We start from the raw sequence: 20,915 nt of genomic DNA on the forward strand, positions 1-20,915 counted from the left end.
CGCGGGTGGCCGGGGCTTTCCGGTGCTCGGCTATCTGGCGAGGGCCAAAGCCGTGTGCAGGTATTGCATTTCGTCCGGTGTCGCCACCATGTGCACGCGGGTGGTCACACCTGCCGTGCGCACGGTGACGAGGTTGGCGGTCTCCGGGTCCTCCGCGAGTGTGACGTCGGGGTCGAAGTGGTCCTCCATGGTTGCCGGGGCGTTGCGCAGCAGCACGGTGGTGGCGTCGGAGTGGTGTCCCGTCGGCGGAATGCCGTCGTAGACGACAACAGTGGCGAACCGGTGCGCGCTGGCTTGCTGCCCGGCCGCGGACCAGGCCGCGACGGTCAGGGACTGGGGCACACCCACGTCGGCTGCCATCTGCCGCCACGCGTCGTGCCGGTTGGTGTGCACCACGACGGAGGCGCCGAGTGCGATGGCGCGCAGGATCATCTGCTGGGCGACCAGCAGCGATCCGATCACCTCCACGCGCCGCACCTGATGCCCGACCAAGGGCAGGGCAACGGCCTGTCCGGAGGTGTCGGCGCCGATCAGCTGACCGCAGCCTGCGATCGGCATCGGCAGTGCGAGCAGTGAATCCGGCTTGCCCAGATAGGTTTCCGGGCTGAACCGACGGCCGCGCCGGGCGATCGGCAGCGTGTACAGCAGCGCGCGGAACTGCTTGCCCGGCAGGGGGACCAGGCCCTCGGCCTTGACCACGGCGGGCTTGTCCCGGGTATCGAAGCGCACCACCGCGGTCACTTCGATACCCGCGGCGCCGGGCGCGGCGGCCTGGTCGCGCGGTGACCGTGCCGGTGCGCGCTGAAGACGCATGGTGACGGTGGTCGCCAGCGTCGGCGTGGACCACACCGCCGCGAATCCGCGCGGCCCCAGCGCCTCCGGCGCCATCCGGTAGGTGGTGTAGTGGATGCCGTCGCGTTCCACGCTGTGCGCGGTCTCGGTGAACTCCTCCAGCGGCGTGTGCCTGGTGAGCTGGTTGACCGCCGCGGTGATCTCGGCGGCCGACAGCACCACCGTGGAGATGCCCTGGGCGGCAAGTCGATTCGCCACCCGCTGGGTCGCCACGATGGCCGTGCGCAGCGTGCCGGTGGCCCCGCCCCCGCGCCGCGCCACCGCGGGGGCATTGCCCAGCGGGTCCAGCCGCAGCACCACCCACACCGTGCGGTGCGCCACCGCGGGCAGCGGACCCAGGATCTGCTCGTAGAGGTGCGATACCCGGCCGGGCCCCGAGGTGCGGGCGCCGGTGCTGATCACATCGATGGAGGCCAGCTCGATGTCGAACTGGTTGAGGCAGTGCGCGAGCTCGGGCAGCGGCATCATGTCGTCGGAGATCAGCGACTGCGGGCTCAGCAGCGTCACCGTGCGCGGATGCGCCTCCACGCGCAGCATGATGAGTAATCGCGAGCCGTCCCAGCGCATTCCGTAGGCGCCGCCCTCGGGTAGCGGTACGTCGAACGGCGCCTGATCCGCGGTTGCCGAACGATTGCGGAACACGCGCCAACGGAAGGTGATTTCCTCGTCCAGCCAACCTGCCAGCGACTTGCGGCGCGGCCGTGGTGTCAGCCCCAGCAGGAGCACGCCGGCACATACTCCGGCCGCGATCCACACCGAGGCATCGAAGATCACCGCGACCAACGAGGCCGCGACAGCGACGAGCGCCACCGGAATCACCCAGCGTAGCGGCAGAATTCGAAACAACCAGAAGTACGGTGAGTGCAGGGGAGTGGGGGCAGGCTCGGCCGACGGGGCAGGTGAACTCTGCTGCGCGGTGTCGCGATTTTCGCCGTCGGCTGTGGTGGAACCCATGCGGACATAATGGACCGAAATTGTTCGGCTTCGCTACCGGGAAGGCAGGCAGCAGGGTGGGTAGGTACTGGGGGATGGCAGTCGGCGGAGCTTGCGTAGCCGACGGGGCGGGTAGGTACTGTAAGCGTGCCGGGTGAAATGCTCGGTCCGCTGTACCCGCGTCAGTTCGGAGGCGTTTCGTGCCCGCACAGTTGACTACCAAGGCGCAAGTCAACGGATACCGGTTTCTGCTGAAAAGGTACGAGCACGCGCTGATTCGGCGCGATATCCGGATGCTGCACGATCCGATGCGCTCACAGTTCCGCTCGCTGGTCGTCGGCGCGGTGCTCGGCATCCTGGTGGTCGCCGGTGCGGCGATCCTGGCGTTCCTGCGCCCGGTGGGCTCGATCGGCGATGCGACCATCGTGATGGGCAAGGAGACCGGCGCGCTCTACGTGATCATCGACGGCACGCTGCATCCGGCGCTGAACCTGGCTTCCGCCCGCCTGATCGCTGCCAGCGACGAAAAGCCCACTTCCGTCAAGGAATCCAAGCTGACGCTGCCGCGCGGACCGATGGTGGGCATTCCCGGCGTTCCGGCCACCCTGCCCGGGGCTGCCTCGCCGGACTCCATCTGGAGCCTGTGCGATGCGGTGGAACTGTCCGCGGCAGGCAGCGCCGCCCGCTCCGCAGGCGCCAAGTCCACGGTCATCGCAGGCGCGCTCGACTCGAGCGAGCCGAACACCGCCCGCCCGCTGCGCGACAACGAGGCGCTGCTGGTGACCCGCGGCGGCAAGACCTTTCTGATGTTCGACGGCAAACGCGCCGAGGTGGATCCGAACGATTCGGTGATCTCGCGCTCGCTGGGCATGCAGGCGTACAACCCGCGTCCGGTCAGCGCGGGCATGCTCAATTCCGCCACTCAGGTCCCCGCGATCGTCCCGCCGAAGATCGATCGGCTCGGCGAACCCGGCCCCGGTCGCTTGCAGGGCGTGCCGATCGGCGGCGTGATCCGAGTGCAGCGGGTCGACTCCGAGGAGCTGTACGTGGTGCTCGCCGATGGCGTGCAGCGGCTGACGCCGTTCTCCGCCGAGGTCATCCGCAACGCGAACTCCCAGGAGATGAACGAGATCATCTCGGTGCCGCCGGACCGGGTGGTGGGAGTGCCCTTGGTGAGCCCGCTGCCGGTGGACAAGTTCCCCGGGGCGGTCCCGACCATCCTCACTCCCGAGGAGAACAAGGTCAGCTGTATGCAGTGGACCAAGAAGGCCTCCGATCCGGCTGCCACGATCACGCTGCTCGCCGGACGTGAACTGCCGCTGCCGAAGTCGGCCAAGGTCGTGGACCTGGCCACCGGGGACGGCACCGGCGACCGCATCGACCATGCCTACATCCCGCCGAACTCGGGGGAGTACCTCCAGACGACCGGCATGTCGCCGGACAGTGTCCGCATGGGCAGCCTGTTCTACATCTCCGACAACGGGATTCGCTACGGCATCCCGGATCAGGAGACGGCCACCCTGCTCGGCCTTGCCGACAAGCCGCGGCCCGCACCGTGGCCGATCATCGGCCAGCTGGTACCCGGGCCGACGCTCTCGCGTGAGGAAGCGCTCGTCAGCTACGACATCCTGCCGACCACCAACTGACCTGCCCCGCACAGCAGTACGGCTCCGCGGACTCGCGGCCGTACTGCTGCTTCCGGATATCAGCGCAGCGTGGAAAGGACGTTGTCCAGCGCGTTCCGCATATCGTCCGCTTCGATCCGCATCAGCACCGATTCGTCCACGGCGCTGAGATCCAGATTGATGTCGTTGGCCAGCCGGAACTCGCGCTCCTCCTCGGCCGCCTCGATCACATTGCGGATGAACCGGCCGTTACCGGCCATGTCGATGCCGCGCCGGAGCTCACCGCTCTGATCCGTGGCCTCCTTGCGGTAGAGCTCACCGCAGGCGGCGACCAGCAGCGCCTGTGCCTCGTCGGCCAGTTCCGAATCCCGTTTCCGCGCAATGAAACGCCCGATGTCGCCGAGCTCCTCCGGCGAGTAGGAATCGAACTTCACCCGCTTGGCGAAGCGGGACGCCAGACCGTCGTTGGAGGCCAGGAATCGGTCGATCTCGCCGTCGTATCCGGCGATGATCACCACCAGTCGATCGCGGTCGTTCTCCATTCGCGCGAGCAGCGTGTCGACGGCTTCGCGACCGAACGCGTCACCGCCGGACAGGCCGGTTTGAATCAGTGTGTAGGCCTCGTCGATGAAGAGCACACCGTCCATCGCGCTATCGATCAACTTGTTCGTCTTGATCGCGGTACTGCCCAAATGCTGCCCGACGAAATCGGAACGTTTGGCTTCGATCAACTTGTCGGTCTTGAGAATTCCTAAGCCACAGTAAATTTTTGCCACCACGCGGGCAACGGTGGTCTTACCGGTACCCGGCGGTCCGGTGAATGCCAAATGCTGGCCACGGGATCCGCTCGCCATTCCTTTTTCGGCGCGGATCCGCGCTAGCTGAGCGGTTGCCTGCAACTTCGCAACCTGCATTTTCACGCCGGCGAGACCGATCTGCTCGTCGAGTTCGGCGCGCGCCTTCTCCAGGATCAGCTTGGCCTTGTCGTCGCGCTCCTCCTGGCCCATCTGTTCCAGCGTCGGCGCCGAGGCCGGATCCCACTTGTTGGTGCGCGCGTCGATGACCTCCTTGGTGGTCACCGTGATCCGGTACTTGCGGTCGCGCATGGCCATGGTGTTGGCCTCGAAACTCGGTGCCTCGGAGAACACCTTCTCGAACAGCGCCTGCGCCTTCTCCTCCTCGCCGGTCTCGCGCAGGGCGAGTCCGCGGCAGAAGCGGGCGGTGGTCGCCGCGGCCGGAATCGGGCCCTGCTCAGCGGCTTCCATACGGCGGATCGCCTCGCCGAACAAACCCAGCTGGGCACAGGCGGTGCCGACCATGACGTGGGCGCCCGCGGCCAGGTAGGGATCCTCCCAGTCCGCCGAACCGGCCAGCACGGTCATCACATCGGGCCAGCGCTGCGTGGTGAAGTGCAGCACGCCACGGACGTAGGCGCAGATCCGGTCGTCGATCTCGCGGTCCGACGAGGAGACCTGTGCGGCTCGGTGTTTGGCCAGTTCGTCGAGGACCTTCTCGGCTTCGTCGTAGTCGCCCTCGGTGATCAGTTGCGCGGCCTGCGCGAGCCAGATCTCGGTATAGCTGGCCAGCGGGTAGTCGATGTACTGACCGACGGTGAAGCGGCCCGCCAGCACCCGCGGTTGCAAGCCGAGCCTGCGCTGCTCCCGGAAGAGCGTCGAGGTGCTGGTCTTGAAGAGGTTGAAGATCACCTCACGGGTGTGCTCGCCGGCGGCCGCGCGTCCGAGCCAAGCGTCGCACATACCGGGATCCCATTCGGTGGCGCGCTGGAAGGCCAGCTGAGCGTATTCCAGATCGCGGGCAGATTCCTGTCCGTCGATCACAATGCCCAAGGACAAGACACCAGCGTCGAACGCGCGTTGTGCCTGGCGGTTGCCGGTCATATGGGTTTGCCCCTAAAAACGAACGGAGATGCTGTTCCTCGCTAAGCATAGCCACCGGAGGGTGGAAAGCCGACGGAGTCTGCGGGGGTGGAGAGAGCGCCGGGGGATGGAAAGCCGACGGAGTCGGCGGGGTCGGAAGGGCACTGCGAGGTAGGGACTTCTCCGTTAAGTTGAGTAGGTTGCATGGCGTTGACGTGTGTTCTAGGTAGGGAGTCATCCGAGCTGTGACCGATCCGTCTAGCAGCGCTGTGGCTGCCGTAGGTCCGGAGTTGTGCCGCGTCTCGGTGATCGGCGGCAATACGCAGTTGGACTTGGGTTTGCCTGCCACAGTTCCGATCGCGGCGTTTATCACCGATGTGGTGGAGCTGATCGAATCGCGCAATCCCGATCTCACCGAGCACGAGGACGGGGCACCGCTGCAAACGCAGCATTGGACGCTGGCCCGGATCGGCCGCGACCCCATCCCGGCGAACCAATCGCTCACCGAGGCCGAGGTTTTCGATGGTGAGTTGCTCGTTTTGCGCTCGGTGACCGCCAAGGAGCCGCCGGCGCTGTTCGACGACGTGATCGACGCCGTCGCCAAGCTGACCGCGACCTCGTTCCGGCACTGGTCGCCGCTGTCGGCGCGCTGGCTCGGTCTGTCCATGGGCCTGCTCGCGGTGCTGGCCGGGAGCTACCTGCTCGCGGTGGCCAAGCTCGACGGCGCCGGTGCCGCAGTGGGTTTCATCGGCCTCGGCGCCGGACTGATCGCCGGTGGCGCGGCCGTGCTGGTCGCCCGCCGGTATCAGGCCGAAGCGACCTTGCCGGTGATCATGCTGTCGCTGTACGCGCTGCTGCTGATCTTCGCGGGCACCGCGCTGTTCGTGCCCAACGCCTTCGGCAGTCCGCACGCGATGTTCGCCTGTGTCGCGACGCTGACCGCCGCCGCCGTCCTCTACAGCCTGACCCGGGTCGGGGCGACCATGTTCACCACGGTCATCACCCTCGCCCTGTTCGGCGGCGTGGCCGCGATGGTGCGGATGATCTGGGATCCCGCGCTGTCCAAGATCGCCGCGGGCGTGCTGGTCGGTGCGCTCGTCGTGATCACGCTGGTACCGCGTCTTGCCGTGGCCGCCGCACGGCTGCCGGTGCCGCCGGTGCCGACCGCGGGCGCCGCCATCGACCCCGCCGACCACGAACCCCGTCCCACCGTCAAGGACATCGGCGCCATCGGCGCCACCGCCCTACCCTCGGCCGCCGGCCTCGAGCATCGAGCCCGCGCGGCCAACGAATACCAGTCCGGCATGATCATCGGCTGCACCGTCGCCGCCGCGATCGGCGTGGTGCTGGCCGCGGATCCGCTCGGCGCGGCCCGCTGGCAGGGCATCACCCTCGGCGTGGTGGTCTCGATCATCCTGTGCTTGCGCGGGCGCGCCTTCGCCGACCTGGTTCAGGCGTGCACATTGATCGCCGGTGGCGCTATCGCGTTGATCGCGCTGGGCGTCGGCGCCGCGCTCGGCGAGGAGGACTGGCTGCTGCCGATCGGCGGCATGCTGCTCGTCGTGGCCGCGGCCGCGGTGGCCTTCGGTGTGATCGGGCCGCACACCGAGATGTCGCCACCCATGCGCCGCACCGGTGAGATTTTCGAATACCTCTTGATCTGCACCATCATTCCGCTGGTGCTGTGGATCATGGAGATCTACTCGGCCGCCCGGAACATCTGACATGGCACCGCTTCTACGGCGGCTGCTGCGGGCGGTGACGGTGGCGGCGGTGCTCGCGCTCGCCACCGGAACACCTACGCCCGCAGTGGCGATCGCGCCGCCGAAGATCGACGACGGCGCACTCGGCGCCGTGCTCGGCCTTGCCGCCAGCGCCAGACCGCCGGACGAGACCGAACAGGCCAAGGTTTGCGCCGAACCCATCCTCCAGGGCGAGGCGCCCCGCGATCCGCCACTGGCGCAGCGGATCCTCGGTTTGGCCGAGGCGTGGCAGTTCAGTCGCGGCGCGGGTCAGAAGGTCGCCGTCATCGATACCGGCGTGAACCGGCACTGGCGCCTGCCCGCGCTCCAGGCCGGCGGCGACTTCGTCTCCACCACCGACGGCACCGTCGACTGCGACGGGCACGGCACCTTCGTGGCCGGGATCATCGCCGCTCAGCCCAGCCTGGAGGACGGATTCGCCGGTGTCGCACCGGAAGCCGAGATCCTGGCCATCCGCCAGCTCAGCTCGGCCTACGAGGCCAAGGACCGCAATCGCCGGGAGGAGCCGGGCGTCATCACGCGCGAAGGCTACGGCACGGTCAACACCCTGGCCGCCGGTATCGTCCGCGCGGTCGACATGGGCGCCACGGTGATCAACATCTCCGAGGTGGCGTGCATGGCCGCGAACGCCAGTGCCGCCGACGGCGCCTTGGGCGCCGCCGTGAAATACGCCTACGACCGCAATGTGGTCGTAGTCGCCGCAGCTGGAAACATCATGCAGGGCACTGCCTGTGAGAAGCAGAACGACCGCTCGGGCTGGTCGGCGGTGGGCACCGTGGTCACTCCGGCCTGGTTCACGCCCTATGTGCTGTCGGTCGCCTCGGTGGATCCCGAGGGCACGGTCTCGCCGTTCTCGCTGCACGGTCCGTGGGTCGGCGTCGCCGCGCCGGGGCGCGAAATCGTCTCCCTGGACAGCAAGCCCGGTGGCGCCGGGCTGGTCAACGCCACCCAGACCATTGAGGGCTACTCCACGATCGACGGCACCAGCTTCTCCAGCGCCTTCGTCTCCGGACTCGCCGCGCTGGTCCGGTCGCGCTTCCCGGAAATGAGCGCCGCCGAGGTGATCGATCGGATCAAGCTGACCGCGCAGGCGCCGGACAACGGACGCAACGACAAGGTCGGGCACGGCCTGATCGATCCGCTGGCCGCACTCACCGCGCAACTGCCGCAGAAGCCGGTCACCGTGGGCTCCGATATACCGCGCAAGATCGCCGGGCCGTCTCCGCCGCCGTACGTCGACCCGGCCCCGCGCCTGGTCGCCACGATCGGCTCGATCACGCTGCTCGCCCTGCTCGGGCTCGGCTACGCCGCCTCGATCCCGTTCCGGCGGGGTAAGCAGGTGAGTGTGGATCCGGGTGCGGAGCAACGAACCCGAGAGGGGTTGTAGGACATGGCAACCGAAGGTTTCGTGCGCCGCCCGCGGATCGCGCCGCCGCGTCCGCCGGGCGGTGAGGTCGCGTTGTCCGCGCCGCCGGAACTGGATCGTCCCGTCGTCGGCAATCTGCTGATGAAGCTGATGCCGGTGGTCATGGTGGTCGCCGTGGTCGGCATGATCGCGATGATGGTCATGATGGGCCGCAACCTGCTGGCCAACCCGTTCATGATGATGTTCCCGATCATGATGCTGATGTCGATGTTCGGCATGATGGCGGGCATGCGCGGCGGCGGCGGGCCGAAGAAGGCCGCCGAGCTCAACGAGGAACGCAAGGACTACTTCCGCTACCTCGATCAGGTCCGCAAGGATGTGCGCAAGACCGGTAACCAGCAGCTGGCGGCGCTGCGGTGGAGTCATCCCGAACCGAGCGACCTGCAATCGGTGGTCGGCAGCCGCCGGATGTGGGAACGCAGGCCCAACGACCCGGATTTCGGGCACGTGCGGGTCGGCGTGGGCAGCCACCGCCTGGCCACCAAGCTGGCCCGGCCCGAGACCGGTCCGCTGGAAGACCTGGAACCGGTGTCCACCGTCGCCTTGCGCCGGTTCGTGCGCACCCACTCGGTGGTGCACGGCCTGCCCACCGCCATCTCGCTGCGCGCGTTCCCCGCAATCAATGTCGAAGGCGACCGTGAAGCCGTGCTCACGCTGGTGCGCTCGATGCTGATGGAGTTCACCACCTTCCACGGCCCCGACCACACTGCGCTCGCCATCATCTGTGCCGATCCCGACGGCCCGGCTTGGTCCTGGGCGAAATGGCTCCCGCATCTGCAACATCCGGTGGAGCGGGACGGCATGGGCTCGGTCCGGATGATGTACCGCTCGCTGGCCGAGTTGGAGACATCCATGTCCGCCGAGCTGGTCGAGCGCGGTCGCTTCATGCGTAACGCGCAGCCGACAGCGGGCCGGATCCATCTGCTGGTGATCATCGACGACGGCTACGTCAGCGGTTCCGAACGCGTCGTCAGCGACGCGGGCCTCGACTCGGTGACCGTGCTCGACCTGACCGCACCGCAGAGCGGTCTCGCGGTGCGCCGCGGCCTGCAACTCGTCGTCACCGACGACGGCATGGTGGCCGCGAAATCCGCTGCGGGCGTGGAGAAATTCGCCACCGCCGATCAGGTGACCCGCGCCGAGGCGAACGCGCTGGCCCGGGATCTGGCGCGTTATCGCATCGCGACCGCCGCCCAGATGGTGAGCCTGGGTGACGAGATCCGGGCCGATCCCGGCCTGATGGCGCTGCTGAAGATTCCCGACGCCGCCCAGATCGATCCCGCGGTGGTGTGGCGCCCGCGCAGCGACCGGGAACGGCTGCGGGTGCCGATCGGCGTCACGCCCGACGGTACGCCGGTCGAGATCGACATCAAGGAGTCCGCCGAGAACGGCATGGGGCCGCACGGATTGTGTATCGGCGCAACGGGTTCGGGTAAGTCCGAGTTCCTGCGCACGCTGGTGTTGTCCATGGTGACCACGCACTCGCCCGATCTGCTGAACCTGGTCCTTGTCGACTTCAAGGGTGGCGCGACCTTCCTCGGCCTCGACTCGCTGCCGCACGTCTCCGCGGTCATCACCAACCTCGAGGAGGAACTCGCCCTCGTCGACCGCATGAAGGACGCCCTCTCCGGCGAGATGACCCGGCGCCAGGAGCTGCTGCGCGCGGCAGGCAACTTCGCCAACGTCACCGAATACGAGAAGGCTCGCGCCGCGGGCGCCAACCTGGATCCGCTGCCCGCGCTGTTCGTCGTGGTCGACGAGTTCTCCGAACTGCTCTCGCAGAAACCGGATTTCGCGGACCTGTTCGTGATGATCGGCCGCCTGGGCCGCTCGCTGCGAGTGCATCTGCTACTGGCTTCGCAGCGCTTGGAGGAGAACAAGCTGCGCGGTCTGGACTCGCATCTGTCCTACCGGATCGGTCTGCGTACGTTCTCCGCCAATGAGTCCCGGGCGGTGCTCGGCATCACCGACGCCTACCACCTGCCCAGCGTGCCTGGCTCCGGCTACCTCAAGAGCGACGCCGACGATCCGCTGCGCTTCAACGCCAGTTACGTGTCCGGGCCGTATGTTTCGCCGCGCGTCACCCGGAAGGTGGACGGCAAGACCGTCGGCGGTCAGTCGCCCGCGGTGTTCACCGCGGCGCCGGTGGCGCTGCCGGAGAAAGTCGAGTCCGAACGGGAGGCCGTGCCGGGGGGAAGGCCCGAGCTGCCGCCGCCCCCCGGACGGCTGGGCCTGCCCGAATTGCCGCCGCCGCCAGGGCAACTCGTGGATGGCGACGAGGAGCAGGACTCGGTGCCGGTCGCCGAGGCCGTTCCCGCGACGCTGCTGACCACCGTCGTCGATCGCCTCCGCGGCCACGGCCGCCCGGCGCACGAGGTGTGGCTGCCGCCACTGGACGAGTCGCCGTCGGTCGACATGTTGCTGCCCGACCCGGACTGGCGCTCGCCGGTCAACCGGCACGGTCAGCTGTGGTTGCCACTGGGTGTCATCGACAAGCCCTACGAGCAGCGCCGTGACGTGCTGATCGTGGATCTGTCCGCGGCGCAGGGCAATGTCGCGGTCGTCGGTGGTCCGCAGTCGGGTAAGTCGACCACGCTGCGCACCATCATCATGGCCGCGGCCGCCACCCACACACCCGAGCAGGTGCAGTTCTACTGTCTCGACTTCGGTGGCGGCACACTCTCCGGTTTGGTGGGGATACCGCATGTCGGTTCCGTCGCGGGTCGCATGGAAGTCGATCGGATCCGCCGCACCATCGCGGAAGTGACGGGCATCCTGCGCCACCGCGAGGAGCTGTTCCGTGAGCTGGGCATCGACTCCATCGTCGAATTCCGCAGGCGGAAAGCGCTGCTGGCGGAGAAGTCGCCTGCCGAGCGGCAAGCCGACCCGCTCGCTCAGGATCCGCACGGTGACGTCTTTCTCGTCATCGACGGCTGGCCAACCATCCGCGCCGATTACGACATGCTGGAACCGCAGCTCAATGCCATCGCCGCACAGGGTCTTTCCTATGGTGTCCACCTGATCGTCTCCACCACCCGGTGGCCGGAGATCCGCTCGCAGATCAAGGACCTCATCGGTACCCGCATCGAGCTCCGCCTCGGCGACCCGTCCGACTCCGAGATGGACCGGCGAACCGCGGTGCTGGTGCCCACCGGGCGTCCGGGCCGTGGTCTCACCGCGCAAAAGCTGCATCTGCTGATCGCGTTGCCGCGCTTGGACTCCGACTCCGATCCGCACACTCTGTCCGAGGGAATCGGCATCGCCAAGCAGCAGCTCAGCGAGCTCTACGCAGGCCGGAACGCGCCCGAGGTCCGGATGCTGCCGATGGAGCTCTCGCGCGAGGCCGTGCTCGCGGAGGCGGCGCGGCGGGGCATCCAGCAGAGCAAGACGCTGGCTGTCATCGGCATCGGCGAGACCGACCTGCAACCGATCGTCATGGATTTCGCGGTGCAGCCGCACTTCTACAGCTTCTGCGATGTGGAGTGCGGTAAGACCACGCTGCTGCGCAATATCGTCGCGGGCATCACCGAGAACTCCACCTCCGAGGAAGCCCGCGTCATCCTGATCGACTACCGGCGCACCATGCTCGGAGTGCTGGAAGGGGCGCAGCTGGCCGGATACTCGACCTCCGCGCAGACGTCCTTCGGGATGATCAAGGAAGTCGCGAACTATCTCCAGAAGCGGATCCCGGGCAACGACATCACGCCACAGCAGCTGCGTGAACGCAGCTGGTGGACCGGGCCCGAGATCTATGTCGTCGTCGACGATTACGAGATGGTGGTCTCCGGTGGGCGCAACCCGCTGGAGCCGCTGATCGAGTTCCTGCCGCAGGCGCGCGATATCGGTCTGCATGTGGTGCTGAGCCGCCGCGCCGGCGGCGCCAGCCGGGCCATGTTCGACAAGGTGCTCGGCTCGCTCAAGGAAATGGGTGTGGACGCGCTGCTGATGAGCGCGCCCAAGGACGAGGGCAAGATCATCGGCGACATCCGCGCCACCAAGCTGCCGCCCGGCCGTGGCACGCTGGTTACTCGCGGCGGCAACGAGATGATCCAGGTGGCGTACCTGCCGCCGCTGTAAGGCGTACCTCCGCCTTCGCTCCGGCGCTGCCTGCTCAGTTCGGCAGCGCCGGGGGAGCGAGGATGGTGTCCGTCGGCGGGTCCAGTAGGGGTGTCGCCGACGGCAGGCCCGCGGCGGGGATGGCGAGCTTCTGCTCGAAATCCCAGCTGTCGGTGCGGCGTTCGAACAGCGCACGGGAGGGGCCGCGGGCGATCGGTCCCGCGATGCGCGCCATGTGGAAGCCCGCTCTGCGGTAGTAGTCGTGCAGGTCGGCGTTGGTCGTCCAGGCATCGAGGCGAACCCAGTCGCGGTCGCGTTCCCTGGCCAGCTGCCCGGCGTGCGCGAGCATGCGATGGCCGAGACGTTGCCCGGCGAAACGCAGGTCGACGATCATGAAGTGCACGACGACCGCGTCGGCGAGCTCCCACTGCGACCACAGGCCGGGGTCGGCGCGATCGTTGACGGTAATGGTTGCTGCCGGTTCGCCATCGACCTCGGCGATCCAGGTCTCGCCCGCGTCCAGCGAGCGGCCGACCCCGCGGGCGAAAATCTCGATGGGCAGTCCGCGACCGGCGATCGTCCACTGGTCGGAACCGCGGGCAGTGAGCCAGGCGGTGCGCTGGACGCGCAGGCGGCAGATCATGCCGAGATCACCGATGTCGGCCTGGCGGAAAACGGTAGTCATAGCAAAGAGATACCTGGCCTATACGAATCGCCCAAAGTTTGCCGGATGACGGCGGTTCCCTCGGCGTCGCCGAGTTCGTAGGCCAAGCGGTTGCGCGTGGCGATGGAGCGTTGCCTCGTCGCCCGGGTGACCCGGGTGCGATCCGCACCGATGCGCAGATGATCCAGCAGGATCGTTCCGGTCGCGACGCCGAGCACGATCGCCTCCTCCGCACTGGCCGGCCGCGCCACGAGCGTGTCGCGGTGGGCGGTCTCGGGGTGGCCGCGGTCGGCCATCCTGCGGGTGGTGCCCTCGGGGATGTCGTGCGGCGAGTCGATTCCGGTGGCTTCGGCCAGGTCTCGGGGATAGAAGCTGACCTCCCAGGACCACGGTTCGTTGTCCAGGTACTGCACGACGGTGCGGGCGAGCACCCAAGAGTCCTCCGGCACGCCGAGCCACTGCGCGACCTGCGCCGTCGCGGGCTCCATCCGCGCGCTGAACTCCTTGGTGGGCACCCGATCCGCGCGGCGGGCGATCTCTTCGAAGATGTCGTGCGGCGTCTTGGGGCGGTCGGGACGGATATGGTCGGTCATCACCGACTCGAGCACTTCCTGGTTTCGGACGATCGTTCCGCGGGAAGTAGCTGTATAGACGAGATTTTCGGCGACAAGAACCTGTACGGCGTTGCGGGCCGTGGTGATCGAGACCTGCATCTGCTCGGCCAGCTCGGTGTGACTCGGAAGTCGATCGCCCGGATTCCATTTGCCTGAGCGGATCTCCTCGCGGAGGAGGTCTGCGATCCGGTGATACGTCGGACCGTCCGCCATCTTGCTCCTCGGTGGTCGTGCAGGTAACGAAGTGTACTCTTCGTTACCTCCTACGGGCGGGTAACGCTTGACAGGTGCCTTCAGAGGTTTATTGTAATGAACGTCCTGATCCGGTGTTGTGCGGCGATGAACGGCGAGGCAACGTGGCAGGTTCGGATTCATCAACGGTTGTGATGGCTCTTCCCGACACACCCCGGTGTGTCGATACGGCAGTGCAGTCCGTGACTACCGGGCTACTGCCCACTTCGGATCTACTTGTTCGGGCGTGTCGAGGGCATCGGGTCGTAGGTGGCCCCTTGCTCTGGTTCGCCCGTGATTTGGCGGTGCTGCACGAGCGGCGGCTGGTCGGCCGCGGCGGCTCGGTCAGCACCGATCCGACGCACATTCTCGAAAACGAACGGCGCCGAGGCGAATTGGTGCTGGCCATCGATGACTGGGTGACGCGCAGCGTCCCCCAGCATCGGCTCGGCGCCACCTTGCACACGGAGACCGTAGGCGCGGTGATCGATCGGCTCGCGGAGTCCTCGGTGCGTGCGCACCACGCGCTGATGACTCTCGACGCGCACGACGAGCTATTGCACTGCGCCTGGCACCATCTCGCCGAATTGGCGGACGCCTACGACGACCTGATCCGCGACGTGCTCGCGGGTCGGAGGCGGCTGCCCGAGTGGTGAGGTGGTTCGTTCGGTCGGGTGTCGTACCCCCTCCTCGGCACCCGACCGGCGAACCTTCTTGGTGCGCAACGGCTGTCGCGCTGTGTTCTTCGTCGAAGGCGTTCTCGATCGAACCCGGCGCTCAGGCGTGGAAACGGCGGTGGTCGACGCCGAACTCGTCGGCGACCGTCGCGGCCAGTTCCACGTAGGCGCGCTTGGCCTGCTTGCTGAGCCGGTGCAGGTCGATCTCGGCGCCCTCCGAGAGGTGCGAGTCGTACGGGATGATGTGCACCGCGCGGCACCGCGACAGGAAGTACTCGCGCAGCTGCTGCACGCCCACGTTCGGCGAACCCTCACGCGGCAGGTTGATCACCACGACGGCGTTGCGCACCAGGTGATCGTGACCGTGCAGGGACAACCAGTCCAGCGTCGCCGCGGCGCTGCGCGCGCCGTCGATCGCCGCTGACGAGATGAGCACCAGCGAGTGCGCCAGGTCGAGCACGCCCGCCATCGCCGAGTGCATCAGTCCGGTGCCGCAGTCGGTGAGGATGATGTTGTAGTAGCGCTGCAGGATTCGGGCGACCGCTCGATATTCCTCGTCGTTGAACGCCTCCGACGCCGCCGGATCGCGTTCGCTGGCAAGCACTTCCAGTCGGCTGGTGGCCTGCGAGGTGTGCCTGCGCACGTCCGAGTAGCGCTCGATCGACGGATCGAGCAGCAGATCGCGCACCGTGGACCGGGTTTGCAAAGGAACTCGCTGGGAGAGAGTGCCGAAGTCCGGGTTGGCGTCGACCGCGATCACCCGGTCGCCGCGGATGGAGGCGAAGATGGACCCGAGGCCCATGGTGGTCGTCGTCTTGCCGACGCCGCCCTTCAGCGAGAGCACCGCGATGCGGTAATCGCCGCGGACGGGCTGCCTGATCCGCGCCACCAGTTCCTGCAGCCGCAACTCCTCGGCCGACATGCCGGGATTGATCGCGCCACCGGACATGTGGTGCACGGCTTTACGCCACCCGCTGCCCGGCGCCTTCTTGGCGCGGCGCAACGGCACGTCGTCCAGCGAGGGCTGGCCGTGCTGGTGCGGACCGCCGTGCGGCTGGTGGCCCCAGCTCTCGGCGGCCGGTCGGTGCGGCTGCTGACCCCAGCTCTCGGCAGCGGGACCCTGCGGGGGCGCGGGAGGTTGCGCCGCCTGGTTCCACGCCGGAGGGGAGGACGGGTGCTGTTCGGCTGCCGCGGGGATGAAGCCAGGCGCGTTGTTCGCGGGCTCGACCGTCCCCGGCCCGGACGACGCCGGATACCCCGGTTCGCCGGGCCGCCGGTCGCCGGGAATGTGGTAGGCACTGGCGTCGGGACCCGGGGTGGGTGCGAAACCGCCTTGCCGCTGGTCGGCATAGCCGGAGGGCGGGGGACCGTCCTGCGGATTCGGCGCCTGCGGGCCGTATCCCGACTGGGACCAAGGCATTTCGCCGCCCGGCGCCTGGCCGCCCTGCTGCGCGAACACGCCGGGATCGCGGCGTACCTGGCCGGGGGCGGGCTGATCGCTGACCGGAGCCCGATGTCCGCCCTGCGCCGGACCCGGTGCGCCCCACTGTCGCTCACCCGCGTTCGGTTCGGCGGGCAATCGGTGCCTGCCGCCCGCGGACTCGGCGTCCTCGGCCGTGCCCGAGCTTACGGCCGGGTCGCGCGTGAACTCGCCGCCCTGGCCTCGTCCGACCGCGTCGCGTCCGTACGCGGAATCGGCGGGGCCCTGCGGGATCTCGCCCTCGGTCCGATCGCCGGGCCGAGTGGAAGAGCGCTGACTCGCGTCGAACGCTCTGTCGTCGGCGACCGGCTGAGACGCAGAGCTCGGACGCTCGGTTCCGGTAGCGGGATCGGGGGTCGCGGACGTCCCGCCCGGGACGCCCGAGTGCGCGGCCGGGGCGGCCTCGGCCGGTCGAGCGATGTCGCTCGGGAACGTCGGCGCCTGCTGCGCGGTCGGCGAAGACGCTTGCGCCCCAGCTTGTTCGGCGGTCGGCGGCGGCGGCAGCTCGGGGCGGGTACTCGGCTGACGCTGCTCGGCACCGCCGAGCCAAGACGGCGGGACGTCGCTCGATGGCGCCGACCCCTCCTGCGTACGCGGCGGGAGGCCTTGCTCCGCGGATGGCGCGGCTGCGGCCGGACCCGACGCGGCGGTCGCGCTGCTCGCGCTCGGGCCCGCGAGCCACGGTGGAGCACTGTCGAATTCGCTCGAAGAACGACTCGCGTCCGACGTGGTCGAGGTGCTTCCCTCGGCGACCTGCGCTGCCGCGTTGGAGACGTCACCCTCGCCAGCTTGCGCGGGAGTGCGACCCTCGGTCGCCGGGGCAAAGACCTGACCCGTCTGCGCGGCCGTGCGACCCTCAGCCGCCGGAGCGGACACGGGGTGCTCGGCATCCGGTGCGGGAATGCGGCCTTCGGCCTCGGTGGTCCGGGCGGCGAAGTCGTTCTGGGCCCGCCGGGCAGAGCTGTCCTCGGCCGGGGACGGCCGGACCTCGCTCGGCGGTGGCGGCAGGTCGGGGAGCTGGCGCTGGTAGCGCGTGGTCGCCTCGTTCGAAGGCGGCGGCTCGGGTGCGGGCGGCGGGGTCGTCGGCGTGGGCGTGCGCTGACCGAGGGGTTGGAAGCCCTCGGAAGGCTGGCTCGGCTGCCGGGTGGGCAGGCGAGAGCCTGGGCGCTGGGCGTCCGGATGCTGCGCGCCCGATCCGTCGATCGGCGGTTGCCCGGGGCCCGTCGGATGCTGTTGCTGTCCGGGCCCGCTCGTCGAACCGGGCGCATACGCGGACGCGCCGTGGATCTGTTCGGGTCCGCCGTGCTGCGGCGTCGGCACCTGGCCGGGGCCGCCGTGTTGCGGTGGCGCTTGACCGGGGCCGCCGGTCGACGGCTGATACGCCTGCTCTGGGCCACCGTGCTGTCGCGAATCGCGACCGGGGCCGCCGAATTGCTGCGGGGACGCCTGACCGGGCCCACCGAAGTGCCCCGGATGCGCCTGCTCCGGTCCACTACTCCATCGCCCGGCGTCGCCGACCGGCTCTTGGCCCGGCTGTCCCTGGCCGCCGAACTGCTGTGCGGGAATCAGCCCCGGCCCGCCGAACTGATCCGGCTGCGCTCGACCAGGCCCGCCCGGTGATTGGCGGCCGGAATCACCGATCGGCTGCTGGGGTATATAGCCACCGCCGCCTTGCGGCGGCACCGGCCCGCGTCCTTCCATCGGCTGCTGCGGCGCGCTGCCCGGCCCGCTGGTCCGACCGGGACCTTCCATGGGCTGCCATGAACCGTTGCGGTCGCCTTGGCCGTGCGTGGTCTGCTGCGGCGAATGCCCGGGGCGGCCCTCGGCGTCCGTACCGGACGACCACGAATCACCCGACTGCGGCCGACCCCACGAATCCCCTCGCGGCCGCGGCTCGGCGGGCTGTTCCTCTACCGGCTCGTCCTTGTCGCGGCCCAGCCACCTGCGCTTCTTGTCCTTGCGGCCGGAGCCCTGACTCGCGTCGTGCCGGCCTTCCGGCGCCTGCGATTTGCGGCCCTTGCGTTTGCGGTCGGGTGCGTCGTCGATGATGTCGTCGTGCGGAAGATTCTGTACCGGTGCCTCGTAGCCGCCGTTGACCTCGCTGTCGGACAGCCACGGCGGCAGCATCGGCAGGCCGTCGTTGTTGCGACTCACCGCATCGCCTCACTGTCGCTCGGCTTCGTCGTGCCCGAGATGGCTCGCCCGCTGCGCTCGCGCTCGGCCCCGCCGTGGCCGAGGGGCGCGGCGCCTGCGGCACGCCCGGTACGCTGGCTCACGGCATCCCCCTAAGTCTGCTCGACCGTTTCCTGGACTCGGTCAGTTTACGTGACCGGCGTCGCTCGACGCGGGGCAGGGAGCGGCCACGCCGGGGACTGCACGGCGAGGTGTTTTTGCCGGATCGGATGCCTCCCGGTAAGCTGGAGCGGCGGTGCACCTATGCGCCGCCTGTTTGCATGCCGCCGGTCCGGTTACGCCGACCGGTACATACAAGCAGACACCAGGCAATCACACCAGGTTCGATCGGCAATGCCGACCAGCGAACCGGGATCGCGGAGGACATGGCGAAGAAAGACGGGGCCATCGAGGTCGAGGGTCGAGTTGTCGAGCCGCTGCCCAATGCGATGTTCCGGATCGAGCTCGAGAACGGGCACAAGGTTCTCGCGCACATCAGCGGAAAGATGCGGCAGCACTACATTCGCATCCTTCCCGAGGACCGGGTGGTCGTCGAGCTTTCGCCCTACGACCTGTCCCGCGGTCGCATCGTTTATCGATACAAGTGAATCGAGCGGGCGAGCTTGCGGGAACGCACTCGCCTGAGTCGTTTCATTTGACCACCGTCCGCGAGGACGGCACAACGAAGACTTCCCCAGTCGCCAGGCTGGGGAAAAACTGTGTTCACACCCGTGTGGACCGCAACGAGATTGGACGGACGTGAAGGTTCAGCCGAGCGTCAAGAAGATCTGCGAGAAGTGCAAGGTGATCCGCCGCCACGGCCGGGTCATGGTGATCTGCGACAACCTGCGCCACAAGCAGCGCCAGGGCTGATCGTTTCACCGCCAAGCACCGAACGCAGTTCGGATTGGCACAGAGAAGAACTCCCAGCTCCAGCCGCACGCTGTGGAAATTCGGGCTCTCGAGAGAGGGAACGGGGCGTGCGAGCCAACCACCGGTACGGAGGCCGGTGCCCCAAACAAGACGGGGGAACGGACAGGGAGCAGACCTCCGCAACGATTAAGGAAACTGCCACATGGCACGTCTCATGGGCGTCGACCTCCCGCGCGAAAAGCGCATGGAGATCGCGCTGACCTACATTTTCGGCATCGGCCGTACCCGCTCCCAGGAGATCCTCGAGGCCACCGGCGTCAGCCCGGACCTGCGTTCGAAGGACCTCAGCGACGACGACCTGACGAAGCTCCGCGACTACATCGAGGCTTCGGAGTTCAAGGTCGAGGGTGACCTGCGCCGTGAGGTGCAGGCCGACATCCGCCGCAAGATCGAGATCGGCTGCTACCAGGGCCTGCGCCACCGTCGTGGCCTGCCCGTGCGTGGCCAGCGGACCAAGACCAACGCGCGCACCCGCAAGGGCCCGAAGCGCACCGTCGCAGGCAAGAAGAAGTAAGGGATACGGATGCCTCCTAAGAGCAGGGCCTCCGGCCCCAAGAAGACCCAGAAGTCGCGTCGCAGGGAAAAGAAGAACGTCCCGCACGGCCACGCGCACATCAAGAGCACGTTCAACAACACGATCGTGTCCATCACCGACCCGAACGGCAACGTCATCTCCTGGGCGTCGTCGGGTCACGTCGGCTTCAAGGGTTCGCGTAAGTCGACCCCGTTCGCCGCGCAGCTCGCCGCCGAGAACGCTGCCCGCAAGGCGCAGGAGAACGGCGTCAAGAAGGTCGACGTGTTCGTCAAGGGCCCGGGTTCGGGCCGTGAGACCGCGATCCGTTCGCTGCAGGCCGCGGGCCTCGAGGTGGGCACGATCTCCGATGTCACCCCGCAGCCGCACAACGGCTGCCGTCCGCCCAAGCGGCGTCGCGTCTAGCGGGAAAGGAAGGTAGAGCGAAATGGCCCGTTACACCGGACCCATCACCCGCAAGTCGCGTCGTCTGCGCGTCGACCTCGTCGGCGGCGATCAGGCGTTCGAGCGTCGCCCGTACCCGCCCGGCCAGCACGGCCGTGCGCGTATCAAGGAGAGCGAGTACCTGCTCCAGCTGCAGGAGAAGCAGAAGGCTCGCTTCTCCTACGGCGTCATGGAGAAGCAGTTCCGCCGGTACTACGAAGAGGCCAACCGCCTCAAGGGCAAGACCGGTGATAACCTGCTTCGTCTGCTCGAGACCCGCCTCGACAACGTCGTGTACCGCGCCGGTCTGGCGCGCACCCGTCGCCAGGCCCGTCAGCTCGTCAGCCACGGCCACTTCCTGGTCAACGGCGTCAAGGTCGACGTGCCCAGCTACAAGGTGAGCCAGTACGACATCATCGACGTCAAGGAAAAGTCGCTGCCGACCCTGCCTTTCCAGGTCGCGCGGGAGACCCTCGGCGATCGCCCGGTTCCGGGCTGGTTGCAGGTGATCCCGGGCCGTCTGCGGATCCTGGTCCACCAGGAGCCGGAGCGCGCCCAGATCGATGTGCCGCTGCAGGAACAGCTGATCGTCGAGTACTACTCGAAGTAATCAGCGAATGCCGCTGGTGCGGCGGGGGTTTCGCCCCTGCCGCACAA

At 68.2% G+C, this 20,915-nt stretch carries 15 protein-coding genes; 10 read left to right on the forward strand and 5 right to left on the reverse strand.

Going from position 1 to position 20,915, the window contains the following annotated elements; all coding sequences use genetic code 11:
* Window positions 1-30 precede the first annotated feature (30 nt).
* Window positions 31-1,806 (reverse strand): type VII secretion protein EccE, encoded by a 1,776-nt coding sequence (gene eccE / locus T333_RS07205; protein ID WP_496423966.1) that lies wholly within the window; start codon window positions 1,804-1,806, stop codon window positions 31-33.
* A gap of 179 nt (window positions 1,807-1,985) precedes the next feature.
* Between eccE and eccB the strand changes: the two genes are divergently transcribed.
* Entirely contained in the window at window positions 1,986-3,431 is a 1,446-nt protein-coding gene (gene eccB / locus T333_RS07210; RefSeq protein WP_496423967.1) for a type VII secretion protein EccB, read from the forward strand.
* Between the two features lie 59 nt (window positions 3,432-3,490).
* Here eccB and eccA read toward each other — a convergent pair whose 3' ends face one another.
* Window positions 3,491-5,308 carry a type VII secretion AAA-ATPase EccA gene (eccA, locus tag T333_RS07215; RefSeq protein WP_355000119.1) on the reverse strand — a complete coding sequence of 606 codons (1,818 nt, stop codon included), beginning with the start codon at window positions 5,306-5,308 and terminating at the stop codon, window positions 3,491-3,493.
* Between the two features lie 224 nt (window positions 5,309-5,532).
* Between eccA and eccD the strand changes: the two genes are divergently transcribed.
* From eccD to eccCa, 3 genes are read left to right on the forward strand one after another with little or no spacing between them, the layout of a single operon-like run.
* The gene (gene eccD, locus T333_RS07220) at window positions 5,533-7,011 is read left to right on the forward strand and encodes a type VII secretion integral membrane protein EccD (protein WP_496423968.1); all 1,479 of its coding nucleotides are present in this window, start codon (window positions 5,533-5,535) and stop codon (window positions 7,009-7,011) included.
* A 1-nt stretch (window position 7,012) separates the two neighbouring features.
* The gene (gene mycP, locus T333_RS07225) at window positions 7,013-8,437 is read left to right on the forward strand and encodes a type VII secretion-associated serine protease mycosin (protein WP_496423969.1); all 1,425 of its coding nucleotides are present in this window, start codon (window positions 7,013-7,015) and stop codon (window positions 8,435-8,437) included.
* 3 nt (window positions 8,438-8,440) lie between these two features.
* Window positions 8,441-12,553: a type VII secretion protein EccCa gene (gene eccCa / locus T333_RS07230; protein WP_357245842.1), complete on the forward strand. Its 4,113-nt coding sequence runs from the start codon at window positions 8,441-8,443 to the stop codon at window positions 12,551-12,553.
* Window positions 12,554-12,587: 34 nt separating this feature from the next.
* Here the strand turns inward: eccCa and T333_RS07235 are convergent, their stop codons facing one another.
* Complete coding sequence (locus T333_RS07235) at window positions 12,588-13,217, reverse strand: GNAT family N-acetyltransferase (protein WP_355000115.1); 630 nt, start codon at window positions 13,215-13,217, stop codon at window positions 12,588-12,590.
* The gene (locus T333_RS07240) at window positions 13,214-14,023 is read right to left on the reverse strand and encodes a GntR family transcriptional regulator (protein ID WP_355000114.1); all 810 of its coding nucleotides are present in this window, start codon (window positions 14,021-14,023) and stop codon (window positions 13,214-13,216) included. Before T333_RS07240 ends, T333_RS07235 begins: the two co-directional genes overlap by 4 nt.
* A gap of 296 nt (window positions 14,024-14,319) precedes the next feature.
* Here T333_RS07240 and T333_RS07245 point away from each other — a divergent pair, with 296 nt between their 5' ends.
* A complete protein-coding gene (locus T333_RS07245) occupies window positions 14,320-14,697 on the forward strand; it encodes a DUF4254 domain-containing protein (RefSeq protein ID WP_355000113.1) in 378 nt (125 codons plus the stop codon).
* A 121-nt stretch (window positions 14,698-14,818) separates the two neighbouring features.
* On the opposite strand, the gene T333_RS07250 is transcribed toward T333_RS07245, so the two are convergent.
* The gene (locus tag T333_RS07250) at window positions 14,819-18,352 is read right to left on the reverse strand and encodes a MinD/ParA family ATP-binding protein (RefSeq protein ID WP_496423970.1); all 3,534 of its coding nucleotides are present in this window, start codon (window positions 18,350-18,352) and stop codon (window positions 14,819-14,821) included.
* 404 nt (window positions 18,353-18,756) lie between these two features.
* On the opposite strand from T333_RS07250, the gene infA reads away from it, so the two are divergent.
* The 5 genes from infA to rpsD all read left to right on the forward strand — a co-directional run bounded on the left by infA (window position 18,757) and on the right by rpsD (window position 20,868).
* Window positions 18,757-18,978, forward strand: a complete 222-nt coding sequence (gene infA, locus T333_RS07255) for a translation initiation factor IF-1 (protein ID WP_003418601.1) — start codon at window positions 18,757-18,759, stop codon at window positions 18,976-18,978.
* A gap of 151 nt (window positions 18,979-19,129) precedes the next feature.
* Entirely contained in the window at window positions 19,130-19,243 is a 114-nt protein-coding gene (rpmJ, locus tag T333_RS07260; RefSeq protein WP_011207363.1) for a 50S ribosomal protein L36, read from the forward strand.
* A gap of 202 nt (window positions 19,244-19,445) precedes the next feature.
* Window positions 19,446-19,817 carry a 30S ribosomal protein S13 gene (gene rpsM / locus T333_RS07265; RefSeq protein ID WP_043687550.1) on the forward strand — a complete coding sequence of 124 codons (372 nt, stop codon included), beginning with the start codon at window positions 19,446-19,448 and terminating at the stop codon, window positions 19,815-19,817.
* Between the two features lie 9 nt (window positions 19,818-19,826).
* A complete protein-coding gene (gene rpsK / locus T333_RS07270; RefSeq protein WP_014981768.1) occupies window positions 19,827-20,240 on the forward strand; it encodes a 30S ribosomal protein S11 in 414 nt (137 codons plus the stop codon).
* Between the two features lie 22 nt (window positions 20,241-20,262).
* Window positions 20,263-20,868 (forward strand): 30S ribosomal protein S4, encoded by a 606-nt coding sequence (gene rpsD, locus T333_RS07275; protein ID WP_067785061.1) that lies wholly within the window; start codon window positions 20,263-20,265, stop codon window positions 20,866-20,868.
* Window positions 20,869-20,915: the final 47 nt, after the last annotated feature.

Source organism: Nocardia sp. CNS-044 (genome assembly GCF_059570515.1).

Bases quoted from the DNA above. Each gene is read 5' to 3' on its own strand.
- eccE (WP_496423966.1), bottom strand. From the start codon at position 1,806: ATGGGTTCCACCACAGCCGACGGCGAAAATCGCGACACCGCGCAGCAG.
- eccA (WP_355000119.1), bottom strand. From the start codon at position 5,308: ATGACCGGCAACCGCCAGGCACAACGCGCGTTCGACGCTGGTGTCTTG.
- mycP (WP_496423969.1), top strand. From the start codon at position 7,013: ATGGCACCGCTTCTACGGCGGCTGCTGCGGGCGGTGACGGTGGCGGCG.
- eccCa (WP_357245842.1), top strand. From the start codon at position 8,441: ATGGCAACCGAAGGTTTCGTGCGCCGCCCGCGGATCGCGCCGCCGCGT.
- T333_RS07235 (WP_355000115.1), bottom strand. From the start codon at position 13,217: ATGACTACCGTTTTCCGCCAGGCCGACATCGGTGATCTCGGCATGATC.
- T333_RS07240 (WP_355000114.1), bottom strand. From the start codon at position 14,023: ATGGCGGACGGTCCGACGTATCACCGGATCGCAGACCTCCTCCGCGAG.
- infA (WP_003418601.1), top strand. From the start codon at position 18,757: ATGGCGAAGAAAGACGGGGCCATCGAGGTCGAGGGTCGAGTTGTCGAG.
- rpsM (WP_043687550.1), top strand. From the start codon at position 19,446: ATGGCACGTCTCATGGGCGTCGACCTCCCGCGCGAAAAGCGCATGGAG.
- rpsK (WP_014981768.1), top strand. From the start codon at position 19,827: ATGCCTCCTAAGAGCAGGGCCTCCGGCCCCAAGAAGACCCAGAAGTCG.
- rpsD (WP_067785061.1), top strand. From the start codon at position 20,263: ATGGCCCGTTACACCGGACCCATCACCCGCAAGTCGCGTCGTCTGCGC.